The organism is Nonomuraea sp. NPDC049625, assembly GCF_040675285.1.
GTDB classification, from domain to species: Bacteria; Actinomycetota; Actinomycetes; order Streptosporangiales; family Streptosporangiaceae; genus Nonomuraea; species Nonomuraea angiospora_A.
The window spans coordinates 826582-845774 of sequence record NZ_JBFAOQ010000003.1; the positions used below are offsets into that span (position 1 = coordinate 826582).

Consider the following 19193-nt stretch of genomic DNA (forward strand, 5'->3'; position numbering starts at 1 on the left):
CCGCTGTTGGTGGTCGTGGGCGCGGGGGCCGCGGGCGCCCGACAACGCCTGTTATGAATCACGGATCGGCACCGATCTCATCTGGGAGAGCGCTCTCTCTCCTACTGGAGGTACCGTGTTCCGATCCAGACGCCCGTTATGGGTGGCTCTTTCCCTGGTCGCCGCCCTGATCGTCGCACCACAGGCGGCCGCGGCCGCCGACCCCCTCACGATCACCGATTTCGAGTCGGACAGCGTTCCCTCAGGCGTGTACGCCTGGGGCAACGACGCGGCCTCGACCCCCACGCTCACGATCGAGCCTGGCCCCGGCAGGCCGGGAGCCCCGGCGACCAACCGGGTGCTCAAGTCGGTCTACACCGTGAGCCAGTGGGGTGGCTGGTCGCACGATCTGGCCGCCACCCAGGACTGGTCCCCGTACGAGGGCTTCTCCTTCTGGGTGAACGGCGCCGCCTCGGGCCAGAAGATCTTCTTCGAGGTCAAGGACGGCGGCGGCGGGGCAGGCGCCGCCGAGCTGTTCGAGTCGTCGTTCACCGACGACACGGCGGGCTGGCGGCAGGTGAAGGTGCCGTTCGGGAGCTTCACCAGGCGCGCCGACTACCAGCCCGGCGGCGCGCCGTCCGACGGTGAGCTGGACCTGGTCGCCATGTGGGGCTACTCGATGCGGCTCCCGGCCTCCTCCCAGGGCACCCTGGAGTGGGACCAGGTCGAGCTCTACGGCACCGCTCCCCCGCGCCCGGTCAGGCTGTCCACTGACCGGCCCGTCTACCCGGTGAACGAGAAGGGCGAGGCCAAGGTCAACGTCACCGTCGCCACCGCCGACGGCCGCCCCCTGCCCGCCGACCTGGCCGTGTCCTACAGGACCGGTACGGGCACCGCGACCCCCGGCGGCGACTACACGCCCGTCGAAGGCACGCTGACGTTCCCCGCGGGCACGGCGTCCGGGGCCGCCAAGGCGTTCACGGTCAAGACGCTGAAGGACGGCCAGGACGAGGTCGCCGAGACCATCCCGATCGAGCTGTCCGGCACGGGCACCAGGCCCCCGGCCGAGGCCCCGGTGGTCATGATCAACGCACACGGCCTCCCCTACCTGAACCCCCGCAAACCGATCAAGGAACGCGTCGCCGACCTGATCGGGCGGATGACGCTGGACGAGAAGATCGGGCAGATGACGCAGGCCGAGCGCGGCGCGCTGGGCAAGCAGAGCGACATCGCCACGTACGTGCTCGGCTCCCTGCTGTCGGGCGGCGGCTCCACCCCCTCGTCCAACACGCCGCGGGCCTGGGCCGACATGATCGACGCGTTCCAGCTCCAGGCACAGCGGACCCGGCTCCAGGTGCCGCTGATCTACGGCGTTGACGCCGTGCACGGCCACAACAACGTGGTCGGCGCGACGATCTTCCCCCACAACGTGGGCCTGGGCGCCACCCGCGACCCCGACCTCGTCGAGCGGGCGGGCGAGATCACCGCCCGCGAGGTCAAGGCCACCGGCATCCCCTGGGACTTCGCGCCGTGCCTGTGCGTGTCGCGCGACGACCGGTGGGGGCGGGCCTACGAGTCGTTCGGGGAGGACCCGGCGCTGGTGTCGCGGATGGCCACGGTCATCGACGGCCTGCAGGACAACGGGGTGCTGGCCACGGCCAAGCACTACGTCGGCGACGGAGGCACCGCGTACGGCTCCTCGACCAGCGGCGACTACACGATCGACCAGGGCGTCACCAAGACCGGCCGCCAGGAGCTGGAGGCGGTCCACCTGGCGCCGTTCGTGGAGGCGGTCAAGCGCGGCGTGGCCACCGTCATGCCGTCGTTCTCCAGCGTCGACTTCGGTGACGGCCCGCTCAAGATGCACGCCCACAAGGAGCTGATCACGGACGTGCTCAAGGGCCGGCTGGGCTTCAAGGGATTCGTGATCAGCGACTGGCAGGCCATCGACCAGATCCCCGGCGACTACCCGAGCGACGTGCGCACCTCCGTCAACGCCGGGCTCGACATGATCATGGTGCCGTACGCCTACCCGGCCTTCGAGAGCACGCTGAAGGCCGAGGTCGAGGCCGGGCGCGTGCCGGTCGGCCGGGTGGACGACGCGGTCGCCAGGATCCTGACCCAGAAGTTCCGGCTGGGGCTGTTCGAGCACCCGTACGCCGACCGGTCGGGGATCGACGACGTCGGCTCGGCGGCGCACCGGGCGGTCGCGCGTACGGCGGCGGCCAGGTCGCAGGTGCTGCTGAAGAACGACGGCGGCCTGCTCCCCCTGCGCCGCGACGCCAGGATCTACGTGGCCGGCTCGAACGCCGACGACATCGGCAACCAGACCGGCGGCTGGACGATCAGCTGGCAGGGCTCGTCCGGGCCGATCACTCCCGGCACCACGATCCTGTCAGCGATCCGTTCCCGCGCGTCCTCCGTGACGTACTCGCGCGACGCCTCGGCCGAGCTGGCCGGGCACGACGTGGGCGTCGTGGTGGTGGGCGAGACCCCGTACGCCGAGGGACAGGGCGACGTGGGCCGCGCCGGGCGCACGCTGGAGCTGTCGGCCGCCGACCGGGCCGCGATCGACAAGGTGTGCGGGGCGATGAAGTGCGCGGTCCTGGTCGTCTCCGGGCGTCCGCTGCAGCTCGGCGACCTGTCGGGCGTCGAGGCCGTGGTGGCCTCCTGGCTGCCGGGCACCGAGGGCGCGGGGGTGGCCGACCCATTGTTCGGGGCGGTGCCGTACACGGGGCGGCTGCCGTTCACCTGGTTCCGCTCGGTGGCGCAGCTGCCGATCAACGTGGGCGACGCGGCCTATGACCCGCTCTGGCCTTACGGGTGGGGGCTGCGCACCGACCGGGCCCGCGACCGGCTCAAGGCGGCGCGCGACCGGCTCGCCTCCGGCGACGGCTTCTCCAAGGCCGCGTCGCTGGTCCTCGCGCTGCCCGCGCGCGCCTGGAACGCCGACGGGTCCGTACGTGACGCGCGGGCCGTCCTGGGCGCCCTGGGCACGGCCGCGACGCTGCTCGAACGGTCGAAGACGGACGCGTACACCGTGGACGACGCCGTCGTGTCGGTGGCCAGGGACGTCGCGCAGGGCGCGGGCAGGCGGCCCGACCTGCAGGCGGCGGCCGACCACGAGCTGGCGGCGGGCAACCTGAGGAAGGCGGTGGACCTGCTGGCCCAGGCCGCCCGCTGAGGTCACGAGGGGCTGTTCCCGCCCCGGCGGGAACAGCCCCTCACATCAGTCGCGGCACAGGCAGAACGGGTGTCCGGCCGGATCCAGGAACACCCGGAAGCTGTCGTCCTCGCTCGGCTGGTGCTCGTGCTTGGTCGCGCCGATCTCGATCACCTGCTTCTCCGCCTCGTCCATGTCGACCACCGTCACGTCGAGGTGGAGCTGCTGGGGGCGCTCCGGGTCCGGCCAGGTGGGCGGCCGGAAGTCGGGGGCGAGCTGGAACCCCACCCGCTTGGGAGCCCCGCCGTCGCTCACCACCGCCCACTCGTCATCGGCGTAGGTGACGGGCCATCCCAGCAGCCGGGAGTAGAACTCGGCCAGCGCCCTGGGGTCGGGACAGTCGAGCACGACAGTGCGGAACTCAGCGATGCCACTCACTCGATTCACCTCTCATATTCGTTTGCGGGCACGTCCGCAGACAAGAATGGATGCCATGGCTGCCAACTCGTACATGGTGCCGCTCGGCACTCCAGCACCCGCCTTCGACCTGACCGCCATCGACGGCGGCAGTGTCTCACTCGGGGATCTCAAAGGCTCGCCCGCCACTCTGGTGGTCTTCCTGTCCAACCACTGCCCGTATGTGCGCCACATCGAGAAGGGCCTCGGCGCCTTGGCCGCCGACTACGGCGCCAGGCTTTCCATCGTCGCGATCAGCAGCAATGACAGCGTGAACTACCCGGACGATGATCCGACACACCTGGCTGAGCAGGCGGCGCGGGCCGGGTTCTCGTTTCCGTACCTGCTGGACGACACCCAGGAGGTCGCCAAGGCCTACCGGGCGGCGTGCACGCCTGACTTCTTCCTGTACGACGCGCACCTGCAGCTCGTCTACCGGGGCGAGTTCGACGGCGCCAGGCCGGGCAACTCGGTGCCGGTGACCGGCGAGTCGCTGCGCGCCGCCATCGACGCCGTGCTCGAGGGCGAGCCGGTGCCCGGGGAGCAGAACCCTTCGCTCGGCTGCGGCATCAAGTGGAAGCCGGGCAACGCTCCCGCGTGATCCGGTTCCGGCCCTGCTCACCGGGCGGTGCCCAGCCGAGCAGCTACCGGGACGCGGTGACGGCCGACCGACCTCGGCAAGCCGGTCGGAAGTGCCCCGCTGCCTGCCCGTGTGGCACGTCGCCACCGCCTGCCCCCCGGCAGTCACCTGGTCGGCCCTGGCGGTGGGGGCCGCAGGGAAGGAGCCGGCGCTGCGGCCGCGAGAAGGTGGCACGCTTGTTCGCCGGGTTCGACGTGCTCGAACCCGGCGGCACCCGCGTGGCGGAGCCCGCGGGCGGCGAGCGGGCGGGCCGCTCAGGCGCCCGCGGCGCTGACGGCGGGTGGGAGGGCCAGCAGCAGTTCGTGCGGCTCGCCGCCGTCCCAGTGGCGGATCAGCTGGTTGCCTCCCTCCCCTGGGTCGAAGCTCTCGCACCCCAGGGGCCCGTAGCAACCCGCCTGGTCCAGCATGAGGATCAGCGGATCGTCCTCGGGCAGGCTGGCCGCATAGGCGGCGGTGTCGAGGAGAGCCAGGGCCAGCCTGGCGTTGCGACCGCCGTCCTTGGACTCCACGCGGTCGAGGCGGCGCCGGGCTTGGGCACGGAGGTACTCGGCGAGCGATTCGGACCTACTCACGACAAACCTTCTTCGATCACGTACATACGGCTACGACATCATCACGCAAGGTGACGGTTTTTCGTGGGACGTTTGCCAACTCCAGCCAGTCGCCACCCCGTCCATCACTGGCTTTGGGGCGCAGTGCATCATTTGTTGCATGAGTGCGTTCGACGACCTGTATGCCGCCAACGCGAGGTTTGCCAAGAAGTTCGGAAACTCCGGCCTCACAGGCCGCGCCGGCCGTGGGCTGGCCGTCGTGACCTGCATGGACTCCCGCATCGACCCGCTCGGCCTGCTGGGCCTGAAGCCCGGCGACGCCAAGATCCTGCGCAACGCGGGCGCCCGGGTGACGGACGACGTCCTGCGCACCCTGGTGCTGGCCGTCTACCTGCTCGGCGTGGAACGCGTCCTCGTCATGCCCCACACGGACTGCGGCATGGCCAAGGTCACCGACCCGGACGTCCACGCCCTCACCCAGGAACGCGGGGTGGACACCCGCAGCCTGGAGTTCCACACGGTCCCCGACCAGACCGAGGCGCTCCGCCACGACCTCACCCGCATCAGGACCAGCCCGTTCCTGCCGGAGGGCATGCCGATCGCGGGAGCCATCTACGACGTCCGCACGGGCCGGCTGACGCCTGCCGCGTTCTGAAGGAATTCACCTGACCTGAGTGGCGCCCGGTCCGTACAGCATGACCGGGCGCCCCGGACCCGCCCTGGGCGCGTACGAGAGGACGCGCTTTGGGCGATCCGAGCTCTCCCCCCGTCCCCGTACGAGAGGACGCGCTTTGGGCGATCTGAGCTCTCCCCTCGTCCCCGACGGCGCGAGCGCGGACGACTTCGTGGGGGCACTGCGCCGGTTGCGGTTGTGGGCGGGCTCGGTGGCACCAAGGTGGTTTCAGGGACCGAAGTCGCCGTCATACCCCTCAGCACGATCTCGTACGTGCTGGCGGGGTCGGGCTGCCCAAGCTGCCGCGCCTGAAGTTCGTGGAGGCGTACGTCGCCGCCTGCCTCGCGACCTGCGCTTGTCCGGAGGGGGACATACAGGAGCAGGTGGAACACTGGCGCACGATCTGGCGCCACTTATCCCACAACCGACCAGCCCGCACCAGGCACCCAAGACGGCGCGAGCGGCCCGCTCATTCAAAGCCCAGGACCCTCACAACCGAGCAGCCCGCACACCACGACCCCTGAGACGACGCGACCAGCCCGCGCATCAAGGCCCTTGAAACGACCCGAGCGGCCCGCATATCAACCCCGACCGCCCCGCGCACCAGGGCACCTGGACGACCCGAGCAGCCTGGACATCGTGAACCCTGGGACAACCCGGGCGGCCCGCACCATGGCCCTGAGAACCGTCAGCGAAGAGCCAGCGGCGCACGCGTAGCAATCCGAAGCCCCGCTCCGCGCGTCAGAGCCCCGAGAGGCCGCGCTGAGCCGCGACCCGGGGTACCACTCCAGGAAATCGCCAAACGGCCCTGCATGGCACCTCAGAGCCGCGCGCGCATGCCTCAGGAACTCCCCTGACCTTTCACAGGGGGCTCACCAGCCACCCTGGGCACCGCGGGCGGTCTCTCCCTGGGTCCCTTGGGCGGCCTCCCAGACGCCCGCCGCGTACACAACCTCACCGGACGGCAGAACGGCTCCACGTCCTCACCGGACGGCGGAACAGCTAGGCGTCGATGTGGTCGCGGTCGACCTCGGCGGCGCTGTTGACGATGAACTCCCGCCGAGGCGCAACCTCGCTCCCCATGAGCAGGTTGAAGATGGCCTCGGCCTCCTCGACGTCCTCGATGCGGACGCGGCGCAGGACGCGGTGGCGCGGGTCCATGGTCGTCTCGGCCAGCTGGTCGGCGTCCATCTCGCCCAGACCCTTGTACCGCTGCACGGGGTCCTTCCACCGCTTGCCCCGGCGTTCGAGATCCCGCAGCACCTTCTGCAGCTCGGCGTCCGAGTAGCAGTAGATGTACTTCTCCTTGCCCCGCCCGGGGTTGGTCAGCTCGATGCGGTGCAGCGGCGGCACGGCGGCGAACACGCGCCCCGCCTCCACCATCGGCCGCATGTAGCGGTGGAAGAGGGTCAGCAGCAGGCAGCGGATGTGGGCACCGTCCACGTCGGCGTCGGCCATGAGGATGACCTTGCCGTAGCGGGCGGACTCGATGTCGAACGAGCGCCCGGACCCGGCCCCGACGACCTGGATGATGGCGGCGCACTCGGCGTTCTTGAGCATGTCGCTCACGGACGCCTTCTGGACGTTGAGGATCTTGCCCCGGATCGGCAGCAGCGCCTGGAACTCCGAGTCGCGGGCCAGCTTGGCCGTGCCAAGGGCCGAGTCACCCTCGACGATGAACAACTCGCTGCGGTCGATGCCGTCGCTGCGGCAGTCGACCAGCTTCGCCGGGAGCGCCGAGTTTTCCAGCGCGCTCTTGCGCCGCTGGTTGTCGCGGTGCTCGCGGGCCGCGATGCGGGCCTTGGCGGCGGCGACGATCTTCTCGAGCACGGCGCGCAACTGCTGCTTGAAGCCGCGCGGCGGGTTGGTGAACAGCTCCCTCAGCTCGCGGGAGACCACGTGGGAGACGATGCGGGTGGCCGCAGAGGTGCCGAGCACCTCCTTGGTCTGGCCCTCGAACTGCGGCTCCGGCACCCGGACCGTGACCACGCCGGTCAGGCCCTCGGAGATGTCGCTGTTGGTGACGGGGTCGTCGCCGTTCTTCAGCAGGCGCGTCTCGCGCAGCAGCTCGTTGACCGTGCGCACCAGGCCGCGCTCGAACCCGGTCAGGTGGGTGCCACCCTTGGGGGTGGAGATCACGTTGACGAACGAGCGGACGGTCGACTCGTAGCCCTTGCCCCAGCGGATCGCCACGTCGACGGTGAGCTCGCGCTGCACCTCGGTGGGCGTCATGTGGCCCTGGTCGTCGAGGACCGGCACGGTCTCGTGGAAGTGGCCCAGGCCCTGCAGCCGCAGCACCTCGCACACGGCCTCGTCGCGGGCCAGGAACTCGGTGAACTCGGAGATGCCGCCGTCGAAGCGGAACTCCTCCTCGGTGCGCTCCTCGTGCCTGCTGTCGAAGACGGCCAGCGTCAGGCCGGGCACCAGGAACGCGGTCTGCCGCAGGCGCACGTGGATCTCGTCGAGCGAGACCTCGGCGTCGGGCAGGAAGATCTGCTTGTCGGCCCAGAAGCGCACACGGGTGCCGGCGGGGTTCTTGGGGAGCTTGTCGCCGATGCGCAGGCCGGACTTCTTCTTGAACTTCGCGGTGGGCCCGGGGCCGTCGAAGATCCCGGGGACGCCACGGCGGAAGCTGATCTCGTGGACCTTGCCGTCGCGGTCGACCTCGACGTCCACTCGCGAGGACAGGGCGTTGACCACGGAGGCGCCGACGCCGTGCAGGCCACCGGACGCGCCGTAGGAGCCGCCGCCGAACTTGCCGCCCGCGTGCAGCTTGGTATAAACCAGCTCGACCCCGGCCAGACCGCTCTTGGGCTCGATGTCGACGGGGATGCCCCGGCCGTTGTCGCGCACCTCGATGGAACCGTCGGCGTAGAGCTCGACCTCGATGCGGTCACAATGACCCGCCAGCGCCTCGTCGACGCCGTTGTCCACGATCTCCCAGAGGCAGTGCATGAGCCCGCGGCTGTCGGTGGACCCGATGTACATACCAGGGCGCTTGCGAACTGCTTCCAGGCCCTCAAGCACCGACAGGTGACGAGCCGTGTAACCCGCCTCCACTAGCGTCACTCCAGCTCCCCTGGTCTAGGCATCGAACACGTGTGCGTAGCTTACCGTTCTTCCCACACGCGCGCGTACAAGCTTGCCATGCCGACACGTTTGCCGTTACCAACCGGCTGATCGTCATTACTTTGGGACACATTCCGCTCTGGGCGTAGAGAGGGGGCGGTTGGGAACGTCCACGTCCGGTTAGATGTTGTTCCAAGTGACTGACGCCAGATCCTCGCTTCGGCGGGGGTGACCCGAAAGGCGATACGTGACTGGAGCTCTCGCCCCCGTTAAGCCGCTGACGGCCCTCGACCGCTGCGACCGCTGCGGCGCCCAGGCCTACATTCGCGCGACCCTGCCTGTGGGTGGGGAGTTGCTGTTCTGCGCCCACCACGGGCGTCAGCACATCGCAGCGCTGCGCGAAAAGGGTGCCGACATCCTGGACGAGTCGGCTCGACTCAGCGAAACCTCTTCAATTGCCCCCAACGACGAGCGCTGACGCAGCGCCTGTCGTGCTGAGATAACCACATATAGCGACAACGCAGAACGGCGACCCCGGCACCGCCCGGGGCCGCCGTTCTGCGTTCAGTCACTCGGTTATGCCCGGAGACACGCCGTAATGCACGGAGAACGGGCTTTATACGAGCGGATCGGCCGGTGCACACGCAGACGCGCGACTTCGCAGGCAGGTCGGCCACTTCGCAGGCAGACGCGCGACTTCGCGACAGACGCGCCGCTTCACAGGCAGACGCACGACTCCACGGGCAGACGTGCGACTTCACGGGCAGGTAAGCCGCTTCACGGGCAGACGCGTGACTTGGCAGGCGGACGCGCGACTTTGCGGGACGCCAGACCCCCGCAGAGCGGCCGCCGGGACCGATATCGAAGCGGTCGTGCCCAGAAGCATCGGCCGCGCCCAAAGCGACAGCGAGGCCGGTCAGCGGACCCGGTAGTGGTACCGGTCCACGATCTCGAGTCCCTCACCACGGTAGAGAGCCTGCGCGGCCAGGTTCGGGGCCGTGGTGACCAGGTAGGCGGATTTCGCATCCGCATGCCGCACGAGCGCCCGGATGACCGCACGAGCCAGTCCCCGCCTGCGGGCCTGGGGCAGGGTGGCCATGCAGTAGATCCCAAGCGTGTCACTCTGCGAGGACGCCTCGTCCCGAGAGACACCGTACGTGCCGGCCTGGGGCACGGCCCGGCCGACGGCCAGCGCCACGCCGTCCTCCTCGAACGCCGCGTACCAGGCGGGCACCCCGGTGCAGATGCGCTCCGCCTCCTCGAACCCGGTGCCGTAACGACCGTCCACGGCCCACCACGTCTCCAGCCAGCCCTGCCACGGCCGGTCCTCGATCCTCACCTGGTACGGGGGCGGAGGGCCGGCGGGCGAGCCGGCCATGATGACGGTCGGATCGACCAGTTCATAGCCTCTCCGCTCCAGCTCCTCGTCCAGCCCGGGCGTGGCGTTCGGCCCCAGCGAGAAGACGCAACGCACCCCGCGCTCCCCGTAGAAGGCCTCCGCCGCCTCGATCGCCCCGTCCAGGTCGGCGGGCTCGTCCAGAGGGAGTACCGAGTTGGCCCGCTTGGTCACGCCACCGGCGTAACGAAGCACCCATCCGTCGTGAACGCGCTGCTCATAGGCGGGCCAGGCCTCATGGACAAGGAGGTCGAAATTCACCCGCGCAGCCTAGCCGACCTCCGAATACGCCCTCCCTCCTGCCTGCCGGGCGCCGGTTGCCGGGGCTGAAGCCTCCCCAGAACGCTTCAACAGCGTGCCGCAGGGCCGGGCCCGACGCCGGAGCGGGACTCGCCGCCATGCCGGGAGCCTGCGCCCGAGGCCGACGATTCAGCGAAGAACATGGCCCAGGGGGCGCCGTTGCGGCGGCCGGCCATGTCCACCCGGTGAGCGTCACCCTGGACAGAGCCCGGCCACGGTCGGCGGGTGGTGCCCGCTTGGGCCACCGTAAAAGATCGTGACGGGGACGGCGGGAGAGCCTCCGACCAGGAGCAATAAGGTAGGGGGTTGTGCTGATCCTGTTGCCGCCGTCCGAGGGGAAGGCGCCCGAAGGCAGCGGGCCGCCCGTCGGCGAGCTGTCCTTCCCCACCCTCGACAAGGCCCGCAAGCGCGTGCTGAACTCGCTCGTACGGGCCTCCAAGCGCCGCGACGCCCTCGACGTGCTCGGCCTCACGCCTGGGCTCGCTGGCGAGCTGGTCAAGAACGCGGCCCTCAAGACCGCCCCCACCCTGCCTGCCGCCGACCTCTACACCGGCGTCCTCTACGACAACCTCGGGCTGGGCACCCTCGACGACGAGGCGCGGAGGCGGGCGGAGGAGGCGGTGCTGATCTTCTCCGGCCTGTGGGGTGTGGTGAGAATCACAGATCTCATCCCGCCGTACCGGCTCTCGATGGGCGTCAATCTCCCGCCTCTCGGCGGGCTGGCCACGTTCTGGCGTCCGTTGATCGCCAAGGAGCTGGACAGGGTGCCGGGGCTGGTGGTGGATCTCCGTTCGGCCACGTACGCGAGCGCCTGGCAGCCTGGTGCACGGTCGGTGACGGTACGGGTGTTCCGGGACGGCAAGGTCGTCAGCCACATGGCCAAGGCGACCCGGGGCGAGATCGCCCGAGCCCTTCTGCGGCACGACACCGCCCCGGACACCCCTGATGAGCTGGCCAAGACTCTCGATGCCCTGGGCTACACCATCGACCTGGCCGAGCCCGCTCGCGCCAACCGCCCCTGGACCCTCGACGTGCACGTCACCGACCCGGCGTAAGGGGTCGCGGGACGGCTACTGCCCATCGCCCGATCGCAGGGAGCCGGTCAAGGGCGGGCCCGCCCTGGTGATGCCGCCTCTCGACGGTGACCGCCGTAGCGACGACCCTCAGGCGGGGATACGTCTCCACGAGCCGTGCCACAACGGGCGTGGGGTGGGGCGATTGGCGTGCGGTGGGGGTACTGGGACTGCTGACCGTCGCTGACGCGGGGGCATACATCCGGGCTCGGGCGAGGCGCATGCGCCTGAGCCCGGGCGTGTCGGAGGCACGCGGCGGGCTGCGGGCCACGATCGTCAGCGCAGCGCCCCGGGCGTGTCGCACGATCGCGAACTGCCCAGGCGTTTCGCACGATCACCGGCTGCCCGGGCGTGTCGCACGGCCGCGACGCTGGATATACGCGGCGCCAGCGATGCGACCGGGGGCGCCCCGTAGTGCGGTGGAGAGCGACGGGAGCGCGACAGAGCCACCCGTGGTGCAGTGGGGGCGGTGGTGACAGTGCGTCAAGCCATCGACGCTGCAGCGGCGGTCCCGTAGGGGTACGGCGGCGCGGCGATGGTGCAACTGAGGCGTTGGGGACTGCGAAAAGCCACCGACGGCGCAGCGGCGGTGCCACCGGCCGAGGGGGCGGAGGTGCAGCCGAGGTGCCAACGGCCGGTGGGGCGGTGGCGGGGGCGCAGCGGCGGTGCCAACGGCCGGTGTGGTGGAGCGGCGGCATGGGTGCAGCCGAGGTGCCAACGGCCGGGTGCAGCTGAGGTGCCAACGACGCGACGAGCGACCATGATCCAGCGGCGGTGCGGGGAGTACGGCAGAACCGTCAGCGGTCTGGCGCGGCGTGCAGCAGGGCCGTCGGTTGGGTGACGAGGCGTGCAGCAGGGCCGTCAGCTGGGTGACGGGGTGTGAGACAGGGCCGTCGGCTGGGTGGTGGGGCGTGCGGCGGAGGCGGCTGCGGTGTGGCAGACGCGGGGTGGGATGGTGGGTGGGAATGCCGCCGCCCCGCACGGAAGGACCGGGCGGGGCGGGGGATTCGTGCGTGTTAGTCCAAGTAGTCCCGGAGGACCTGGGAGCGCGAGGGGTGGCGCAGCTTGGACATGGTCTTCGACTCGATCTGGCGGATGCGCTCACGGGTGACCCCGTAAACCTTGCCGATCTCGTCCAGCGTCTTCGGCTGCCCGTCGGTGAGACCGAAGCGCATCGAGACGACGCCCGCCTCCCGCTCCGACAACGTGTCGAGAACGGAGTGCAGCTGCTCCTGGAGCAGCGTGAAGCTGACGGCGTCGGCTGGGACGATGGCCTCGGAGTCCTCGATGAGGTCGCCGAACTCGCTGTCGCCCTCCTCACCCAGCGGGGTGTGGAGAGAGATGGGCTCACGGCCGTACTTCTGGACCTCGACGACCTTCTCGGGCGTCATGTCCAGCTCGCGGGCCAGCTCTTCCGGCGTGGGCTCGCGGCCCAGGTCCTGCAGCATCTGCCGCTGGACGCGGGCCAGCTTGTTGATCACTTCGACCATGTGGACCGGGATGCGGATGGTCCGCGCCTGGTCGGCCATGGCACGCGTGATCGCCTGCCGGATCCACCACGTGGCGTAGGTGGAGAACTTGTAGCCCTTGGTGTAGTCGAACTTCTCGACGGCCCTGATCAGACCCAGGTTGCCTTCCTGGATCAGGTCGAGGAAGAGCATGCCGCGGCCGGTGTAGCGCTTGGCCAGCGAGACCACGAGCCGGAGGTTGGCCTCCAGCAGGTGGTTCTTGGCCCGGCGACCGTCCTCGGCGATCCACTCCAGCTCGGCCTTGACGTCGACCGGCAGCCCCTCGGTCTCCCCGCCGCCGAGCTGCTCCTCGGCGAACAGGCCCGCCTCGATGCGCTTGGCGAGCTCGACCTCCTGCTCGGCGTTGAGCAGGGGGACCTTGCCGATCTGCTTGAGGTAGTCCTTGACCGGGTCGGCGGTGGCGCCGGCGGCGGCCACCTGGGCGACCGGGGCGTCATCGTCGTCGTCGGACAGGATGAGGACCTCGTCCTCGGTCTTCTGGACCGCGGCGACCTCGGAAGGCTTGGGCTCGGCGTCGGACTCGTCGTCGGACTCCTCCTCACCTTCGGAGTCGGAGTCCTCGGCCACGATCTCGTCGTCCTCGACGTCGATGTCCTCGAGGTCCTCCAGCTCCACGTCGCCGTCGAGCTCGATGTCCTCGTCGTCGTCGGCGTCGGCCCGGGACTCGGGCTTCGGCTTGGTCTCGGCAGGCCCAGCGCTCTTCGGCTCGGCCTTCTTGGCGGCGGCGGGAGCCGCGGCCTTCTTCGCCGCCGGAGCGGCCTTCTTGGCAGGGGCCGCCTTCTTGGCGGCCGGCTCGGCTTCAGTGGTGCCCACGACCGCGGTCACGGTCTCGGGCTGCTGCTCTTTGGCGGCCGCTGCCGTCTTGGTCTTGACGGGGGCAGCGGTGCGGCGCTTTGCTGGACCACGAGACTTCTTCGGCGCAGCCGAATCCGCGGCGGTCACGACCACGGTCACGCCCTCTTTGCTGAGGTTCCGCAAGAACGCGGCGGCGTGCGACATGGGGATGTCCGCCTCCTCAAAGGCCTGACGGACATCCTCAGACTCGAGGAAACCCTGCGAGCGCCCACGCTCGAGCAGTCGCTGAATGACGGGCTCGTTCAGCTCTTGTGGCTTCGAGCGAGTCGAACTTGCAGGCGACACGAACACCTCTCGAACGAACGCGTGGCGACTATGGACCCAGATGCCCGCTGGGGGGCTGTTGCCTCTCTCGGAGATCGGTGAGGCCGTGCGGACCGCGACGGACCTGCACAGCATTCTGGCACGACCCCGCGCTCCGTACGGCCACCTCCCGGCGGTTGACCTCCACCCTAGGCCGACCGAGACAGTAGTGCGTACGTAAGCGGGGCACTGATACCCGAAAGCAACCGTTATGACTGTTTCATTCAGTCACTCTTCGTGGCTGGCGGGACGTGAATTGCTAGCGCGGTAACGTCATCATCCTGTTCATATCCAGACAACATCCGGTCAACCAGGAAGTCCAGCAACATGTGCGGACTACTCACAACTTCAGGCGGAGCTTCGGTCACAACACTGCAAAGGTCTGCCAATCCGGCATCCAGCCCGCGCTTCCTGTTCTCGACGAGACCGTCGGAGTAGAGCACGGCGGTATGGCCGGGCGGCACCACGAACCGGAACTGCCTGCGGCTGGTCGGCCAGCCTAGCGGAGTGCCGGGCTCGCCGTCGCACAGGATCGCCGTGCCCTGCGGCGAAACCAGGACGGGAGGCGGGTGGCCGGCCAGGGCCAGAGTGCCCTCGCCGGTGACCGGCTCCACGACCATGTACGCCAAAGTCGTGACCTGTTCTTCCTCTTCCGTGGCCTCGAAGACCCGGTCGAGCCCGGTCAGCACGGCCGCGGGCGGCGGGTTGGTCAGCGCCAGCGCCCGCATGGCGTTGCGGATGCGGCCCATGCCCGCCGCGGCCTTGACGCCCTTGCCCATGACGTCGCCGACGACCGCCGCGACCCGCCCGTCCTGCAGGACGAACGCGTCGTACCAGTCACCGCCGACCTGGACGTGGCGGCTGCCCGAGCGGAAGCGCTGGGCCAGCACCAGACCCTTGATCACGGGCAGGCGGTCGGGCAGCAGGCTGCGCTGCAGCGTCTCGGCGGTGCGGTGCTCACGCTCGAACAGCGTGGCCCGCTCGACCGCCAGCGCGCACTGGCCGGCCAGCGCCTCCAGGAAGACGCCGTCCTCCTGGGAGATCTTCACCGGCCTCGTGAAGGAGAATCGGAGCGCTCCCAGAGCCCTCCCCGCCGCCAGCAGCGGCAGGCCCACCCAGGCCCGCTCGTCGCCGTGGGTGATGAAGCCGGCCAGGATCTCCTCGTCGTCGCCCGCCTCGAGCAGCTGGGCCTTCAGCGACTCGGGCGACTCGGCGAAGACCGGACGGCGGCTGTTGACGGCCATGGTCATCACGTTGGAGTGGGACAGCGGGATCTCGTCACCCGTGATCCCGGAGGCCTCCATGATGCCCTCGCCGTTGATCAGCTTGAGCGCCGCGCGGTCGGGGTCGAGCAGCGCCACGGCCGAGCGGTCGGCGGCCAGGGCCGTGCGGCCCACGTCGATGATGACCTGCACCACCTGCTCGACCGTCAGGGCCTCGGCCAGCTGGGCGGTGGCCCCCTGGAGCCGGGCGGTGCGCAGGGCGGCGGCGCCGAGCTGGTCGGTCAGCCTGCCGCGCATCTCCTCGGCCTCGCGCTGCGGGGTGACGTCGGTGTTGGCGCCGACCCACTCGACGACCCGGCCGTGCCTGATGATCGGCACGGCCCGCACCTCGAAGTGCCGGTAGCCGCTGGCCCGGGTGCGCACGCGGTAGTTCCACTCGAACATGGTGCGCCCGCGCAGCGCCTCCCTCCAGGCCTCCTCGGTCTGCTGGCGCTCCTCGGGGTGGACGACCTCCAGCCAGCCGTTGGCGAGGTATTCCTCCAGGCCCTGGCCGGTGATGGCGCGCCACTGGGGAGCGTCCTCGACGACCGCGCCGGTGGGGGAGGTGATCCAGACGAGCTGCGACTGGGCCTCGACGAGCGAGCGGTAGCGCTCCTCGCTGCGGCGCAGCGCCTCCTCGGTCTGGCGGCTCTCGGTCACGTCGAGCCCGACGAGCGCGATGGCGCGCAGCTCGCCCGCCGCCTCGTCGTGGACCGGCGAGAACGACAGCGACCAGTGCCTGGTGTCGCCCTCCGCCGTCCGCACGCGTACGCGGCCCTCGGTGACGGGCGCGTCGGTCTCGATGACGGCCTGCACGGCGTGGGTGATGATCTGACTGAGGTCGGCGGCCAGCACCTCGACCGGCAGCCTGCCGGCCATGCGCTCGGCGGGCACGTTGACGACGTCGCTGAACACGTCGTTGACCCGCTGGATGCGGCCGTCGCCGTCGAAGAACGCGAAGGCGAACTCGGCCTCCGACAACATGCCCTTGAACAGAGCGGAGTCCGAGATGTCCACATCCGACTCCCGGGGACGGGGAACGGAGGTCTCGGCACTCATGGTCCGCACCTCCGTCGCGTGCCAGGGTCTCCCACGCGGCACATCTCCATAACTGTGTATCGGCGTAGCGCAGCTCCGGGCGACCGGATTCTGCAGTACATCATCGGCGATGGGCATGTGCGGACGGAAGCCCCTGCCGCGGCCCGGTCGCCTTTAGGGTCTACGCATCCTGTCAAAGTCGCTCCACATTGCGCAGCAAGATCAGGTTACAGCGCTCGATGGCCGGGGCCGAGACCCCGGCCCCAACTACTTCGCCGCGCGCTTCGCCTCCTGCTTGAAGGCTCGCACTCGGGCCAGGCTGTCGGCGTCGACCACGTCGGCGACCGACCGGCTCGACCCCTCCTCGCCATAGTGTCCGGCCGCTTCCCGCCAGCCCGGCGGCTGGACCTCCAACTGCTTCCCCAGCAATGCCAGAAAAATCTGGGCCTTCTGTTTGCCGTATCCCGGCAGGGCCATCAGTCGTTTCAGCAACTCTTTGCCGTCGGCGGCGTCTGCCCACAGCTTCTCCGGCTGACCGTCGTAGTGCTCGACGAAGTAGGCGGCGAGCTGCTGGACCCGGGCCGCCATGGACTTGGGGTAGCGGTGCACGGCCGGCTTCTCGGCCAGCAGCGCCGCGAACACCTCCGGGTCGTAGGAGGCGATCTCCCCGGCGGTCAGGTCGTGGCCCAGACGCTGGGAGATCGTATATGGCCCCGTGAACGCCCATTCCATGGGGATCTGCTGGTCGAGCAGCATGCCGACAAGCAGGGCGAGCGGGCTGCGGCCGAGGAGCTCGTCTGCCTCGCTCCGCTGGGCGAGCTGGATGCGCATGGAGACAGCTTCGCACGAATGGGCACCGGGTGAAGTGAACACAACCGCCGCGGAGCCTTGACAGCAGCCCGAGAAAAGGTGAAATGAGAGCGCAAGTCGCCCTGCCGACATTCCTGGGGGTTTGCCCCCTGGTCTCCAGAGGAATCTCACTTCTATGCTCGCTCTGGCCACACGGTTCCTGCGGGAGCCGGTCAGTCTCAGGCTGGCCGAAGAGTTCCTGACCGTGCCCGTGGACACGATCGACCGCTGCGTGGCCGACGTGTGCGCGTGTGCGCAGCATCTCGGCGTCTCGGCGACGCCGGAGATCGTGGAGCGCATCGCTCGCGAGCATCTGCTCGCGATCGTCAACTCAGCGCCTCCGCCCCGAAGTTCCCGGTAGACAAACAAAAGCCCGGAAGTCGAGTTAAGTCCCATCCAGAAGTCCCCGATAACATCGGGGTCACCAGGCCGAGTTCTCCGCACCGTTTGCGCCTGGAATACGAGAGAGTGAGGGTGTGCGCCGACACCGACGAGATCCCCGGGAGAGCACCCCGCCAGACGACGTGTTCAAGGAGATGGTGCAGGCGGCTCGCGAGCTGCTCGCCGTACGCACCCCTCTGGACGCGGAGCTGATGGTCTCCGACATGATCGGGGCCTGGTGGGGCAGGCGGGTCAGGGGCGGCGACGTGGAGCAGGTGCTCGGGGAGGGACTGGTCGACTACGCCGCCAAGGCCGGCACGCCGGCCTCGCTGACGCTGCTCATCTGCCTGGCCTATCTGGGCACGGCCCGCCAGGGCGCCAAGGCCGAGGGCGCGGCGCTGGCCATGATGGAGTCGGGGGTGGCCAGGCCTGGCTGGGCCGACCGGGTGGGCGCGGTCAAGCCGGCGGGCTGTTACGTCTCCCGCGACTCCTACGGCGACCAGGACACGGTGATCTGCACCTTCGCCTACCGCTGGGACGAGGGCTCGCTGCCCGTCGACCGGCACGCTCTCGTCATGGTGGTCGACTACAACATGAGCGGCATGGCCCGGGACGCCTGGGTGTCCTCGCAGGTCGACAAGCTGCTGGAGCAGGCCAGGGCCGAGGCGGCGGGCAATCCGCTGCTGCTGTTCGAGGAGATCGAGCCCGAGCAGGCCAGGGCGCTGCTGGAGTCGGCCATGAAGGCCACCAGGGAGCCGAAGACGCCGCCGCCGGTGAGCGACAGCTACAGCGCCTACCACGCCTTCGCCCGCGCCAGGCTCAAGGCGCTGCCTCCCGGGCGCAAGCGGCCTGCGCCGCGGCACACCGAGGCCCCGTACAGCAGGGAGCGGCGGGCCATGCTGGCGGCGGAGTTCCTGGCGTCCGACGCGGCCGAGCACCTGTCCGACCCGTCGGCGGCCTCGCGCTGCGCCGACCACATCATCGACTACGGCTGCGACCAGGACTTCAACCGTCCGCTGCGGGTCAGCCCGACCAAATGTGAAACGTTCCTGCTCGACTGGCTGCCGCGCAAGGTGATGCTGAGCGTGGCCGAGCAGGAGGCGATGCCGCACGTGCTGTCGGCGTGGGTGCGCTTCGCCGCCCACCGCACGGGCCTGCCGGAGCAGGGGCTCAAGGCCACGCTGGACGCGGTGTGGGAGGCGATCGGCAAGTTCCCCGAGGCGTACCGGGACCCGACGTCCTTCGGGCTCGACCGGCCGCTGCTGGAGCGGCTGCTGCCGGACGGCGACCTGTCGGCGCTGGCCAGGCGGGTCTTCGCGTTCCCGTACCTGCAGGGCGTGCACAACGGGATCGAGCTCGACAAGCTCAACCCCGCCGACCAGGCGGACCGGCGTACGCTGCTCGAGATCGACCACGGCGACGCGATCGACCAGGAGCACCTGGCCTGGCACGAGGAGATCGCCACCCGGCTGTGGGAGGGCGACCCGCCGCAGCTGTGGGAGGCCGCGCAGCGCCTGCTCGACCTCGGCCACGACCGCCACGACGTGCTCCACGTGCTGATCGAGATCGCCGAGCGGATCGGCGGCGACCCCGACGAGCTGGCGGCGGCGCTGGACGACATCGCCGACATCCCGGACGAGTTCTAGGAACGGTCCCCGCGACGGACCGCCGGACGC

General features: G+C 69.9%; 14 protein-coding genes. 7 read left to right on the top strand and 7 right to left on the bottom strand.

Translation table 11 applies throughout. The features are described from left to right. Positions 1–115 precede the first annotated feature (115 nt). Positions 116–3163 (top strand): glycoside hydrolase family 3 N-terminal domain-containing protein, encoded by a 3048-nt coding sequence (locus AB0J87_RS17335; RefSeq protein ID WP_363966235.1) that lies wholly within the window; start codon positions 116–118, stop codon positions 3161–3163. 45 nt (positions 3164–3208) lie between these two features. On the opposite strand, the gene AB0J87_RS17340 is transcribed toward AB0J87_RS17335, so the two are convergent. After that, entirely contained in the window at positions 3209–3580 is a 372-nt protein-coding gene (locus AB0J87_RS17340) for a VOC family protein (RefSeq protein ID WP_363966237.1), read from the bottom strand. 55 nt (positions 3581–3635) lie between these two features. Between AB0J87_RS17340 and AB0J87_RS17345 the strand changes: the two genes are divergently transcribed. After that, positions 3636–4199: a thioredoxin family protein gene (locus tag AB0J87_RS17345; protein WP_363966238.1), complete on the top strand. Its 564-nt coding sequence runs from the start codon at positions 3636–3638 to the stop codon at positions 4197–4199. 293 nt (positions 4200–4492) lie between these two features. Here the strand turns inward: AB0J87_RS17345 and AB0J87_RS17350 are convergent, their stop codons facing one another. Next, positions 4493–4810: a hypothetical protein gene (locus AB0J87_RS17350; protein ID WP_350739125.1), complete on the bottom strand. Its 318-nt coding sequence runs from the start codon at positions 4808–4810 to the stop codon at positions 4493–4495. A 139-nt stretch (positions 4811–4949) separates the two neighbouring features. Between AB0J87_RS17350 and AB0J87_RS17355 the strand changes: the two genes are divergently transcribed. Continuing rightward, complete coding sequence (locus AB0J87_RS17355) at positions 4950–5444, top strand: carbonic anhydrase (RefSeq protein ID WP_350739128.1); 495 nt, start codon at positions 4950–4952, stop codon at positions 5442–5444. Positions 5445–6464: 1020 nt separating this feature from the next. On the opposite strand, the gene AB0J87_RS17360 is transcribed toward AB0J87_RS17355, so the two are convergent. Next, on the bottom strand, positions 6465–8531 hold the full coding sequence (locus AB0J87_RS17360; protein WP_363966241.1) for a DNA topoisomerase IV subunit B: 2067 nt from the start codon (positions 8529–8531) through the stop codon (positions 6465–6467). Between the two features lie 247 nt (positions 8532–8778). On the opposite strand from AB0J87_RS17360, the gene AB0J87_RS17365 reads away from it, so the two are divergent. Continuing rightward, complete coding sequence (locus AB0J87_RS17365; protein ID WP_192786721.1) at positions 8779–9009, top strand: hypothetical protein; 231 nt, start codon at positions 8779–8781, stop codon at positions 9007–9009. Positions 9010–9447: 438 nt separating this feature from the next. Here the strand turns inward: AB0J87_RS17365 and AB0J87_RS17370 are convergent, their stop codons facing one another. Then, positions 9448–10188 (bottom strand): GNAT family N-acetyltransferase, encoded by a 741-nt coding sequence (locus AB0J87_RS17370; protein ID WP_363966243.1) that lies wholly within the window; start codon positions 10186–10188, stop codon positions 9448–9450. A 347-nt stretch (positions 10189–10535) separates the two neighbouring features. On the opposite strand from AB0J87_RS17370, the gene AB0J87_RS17375 reads away from it, so the two are divergent. Continuing rightward, entirely contained in the window at positions 10536–11282 is a 747-nt protein-coding gene (locus AB0J87_RS17375; protein WP_363966245.1) for a peroxide stress protein YaaA, read from the top strand. A 1034-nt stretch (positions 11283–12316) separates the two neighbouring features. On the opposite strand, the gene AB0J87_RS17380 is transcribed toward AB0J87_RS17375, so the two are convergent. The 3 genes from AB0J87_RS17380 to AB0J87_RS17390 form a co-directional block, all read right to left on the bottom strand. Further along, entirely contained in the window at positions 12317–13969 is a 1653-nt protein-coding gene (locus AB0J87_RS17380) for an RNA polymerase sigma factor (protein ID WP_355204569.1), read from the bottom strand. Positions 13970–14211: 242 nt separating this feature from the next. Continuing rightward, the gene (locus AB0J87_RS17385; protein ID WP_355204572.1) at positions 14212–16308 is read right to left on the bottom strand and encodes a SpoIIE family protein phosphatase; all 2097 of its coding nucleotides are present in this window, start codon (positions 16306–16308) and stop codon (positions 14212–14214) included. Between the two features lie 246 nt (positions 16309–16554). Continuing rightward, positions 16555–17118: an HhH-GPD-type base excision DNA repair protein gene (locus AB0J87_RS17390; RefSeq protein WP_363966248.1), complete on the bottom strand. Its 564-nt coding sequence runs from the start codon at positions 17116–17118 to the stop codon at positions 16555–16557. Between the two features lie 154 nt (positions 17119–17272). On the opposite strand from AB0J87_RS17390, the gene AB0J87_RS17395 reads away from it, so the two are divergent. Further along, positions 17273–17497: a hypothetical protein gene (locus tag AB0J87_RS17395; RefSeq protein ID WP_185078019.1), complete on the top strand. Its 225-nt coding sequence runs from the start codon at positions 17273–17275 to the stop codon at positions 17495–17497. Positions 17498–17672: 175 nt separating this feature from the next. After that, complete coding sequence (locus tag AB0J87_RS17400) at positions 17673–19163, top strand: hypothetical protein (RefSeq protein WP_363966250.1); 1491 nt, start codon at positions 17673–17675, stop codon at positions 19161–19163. Positions 19164–19193: the final 30 nt, after the last annotated feature.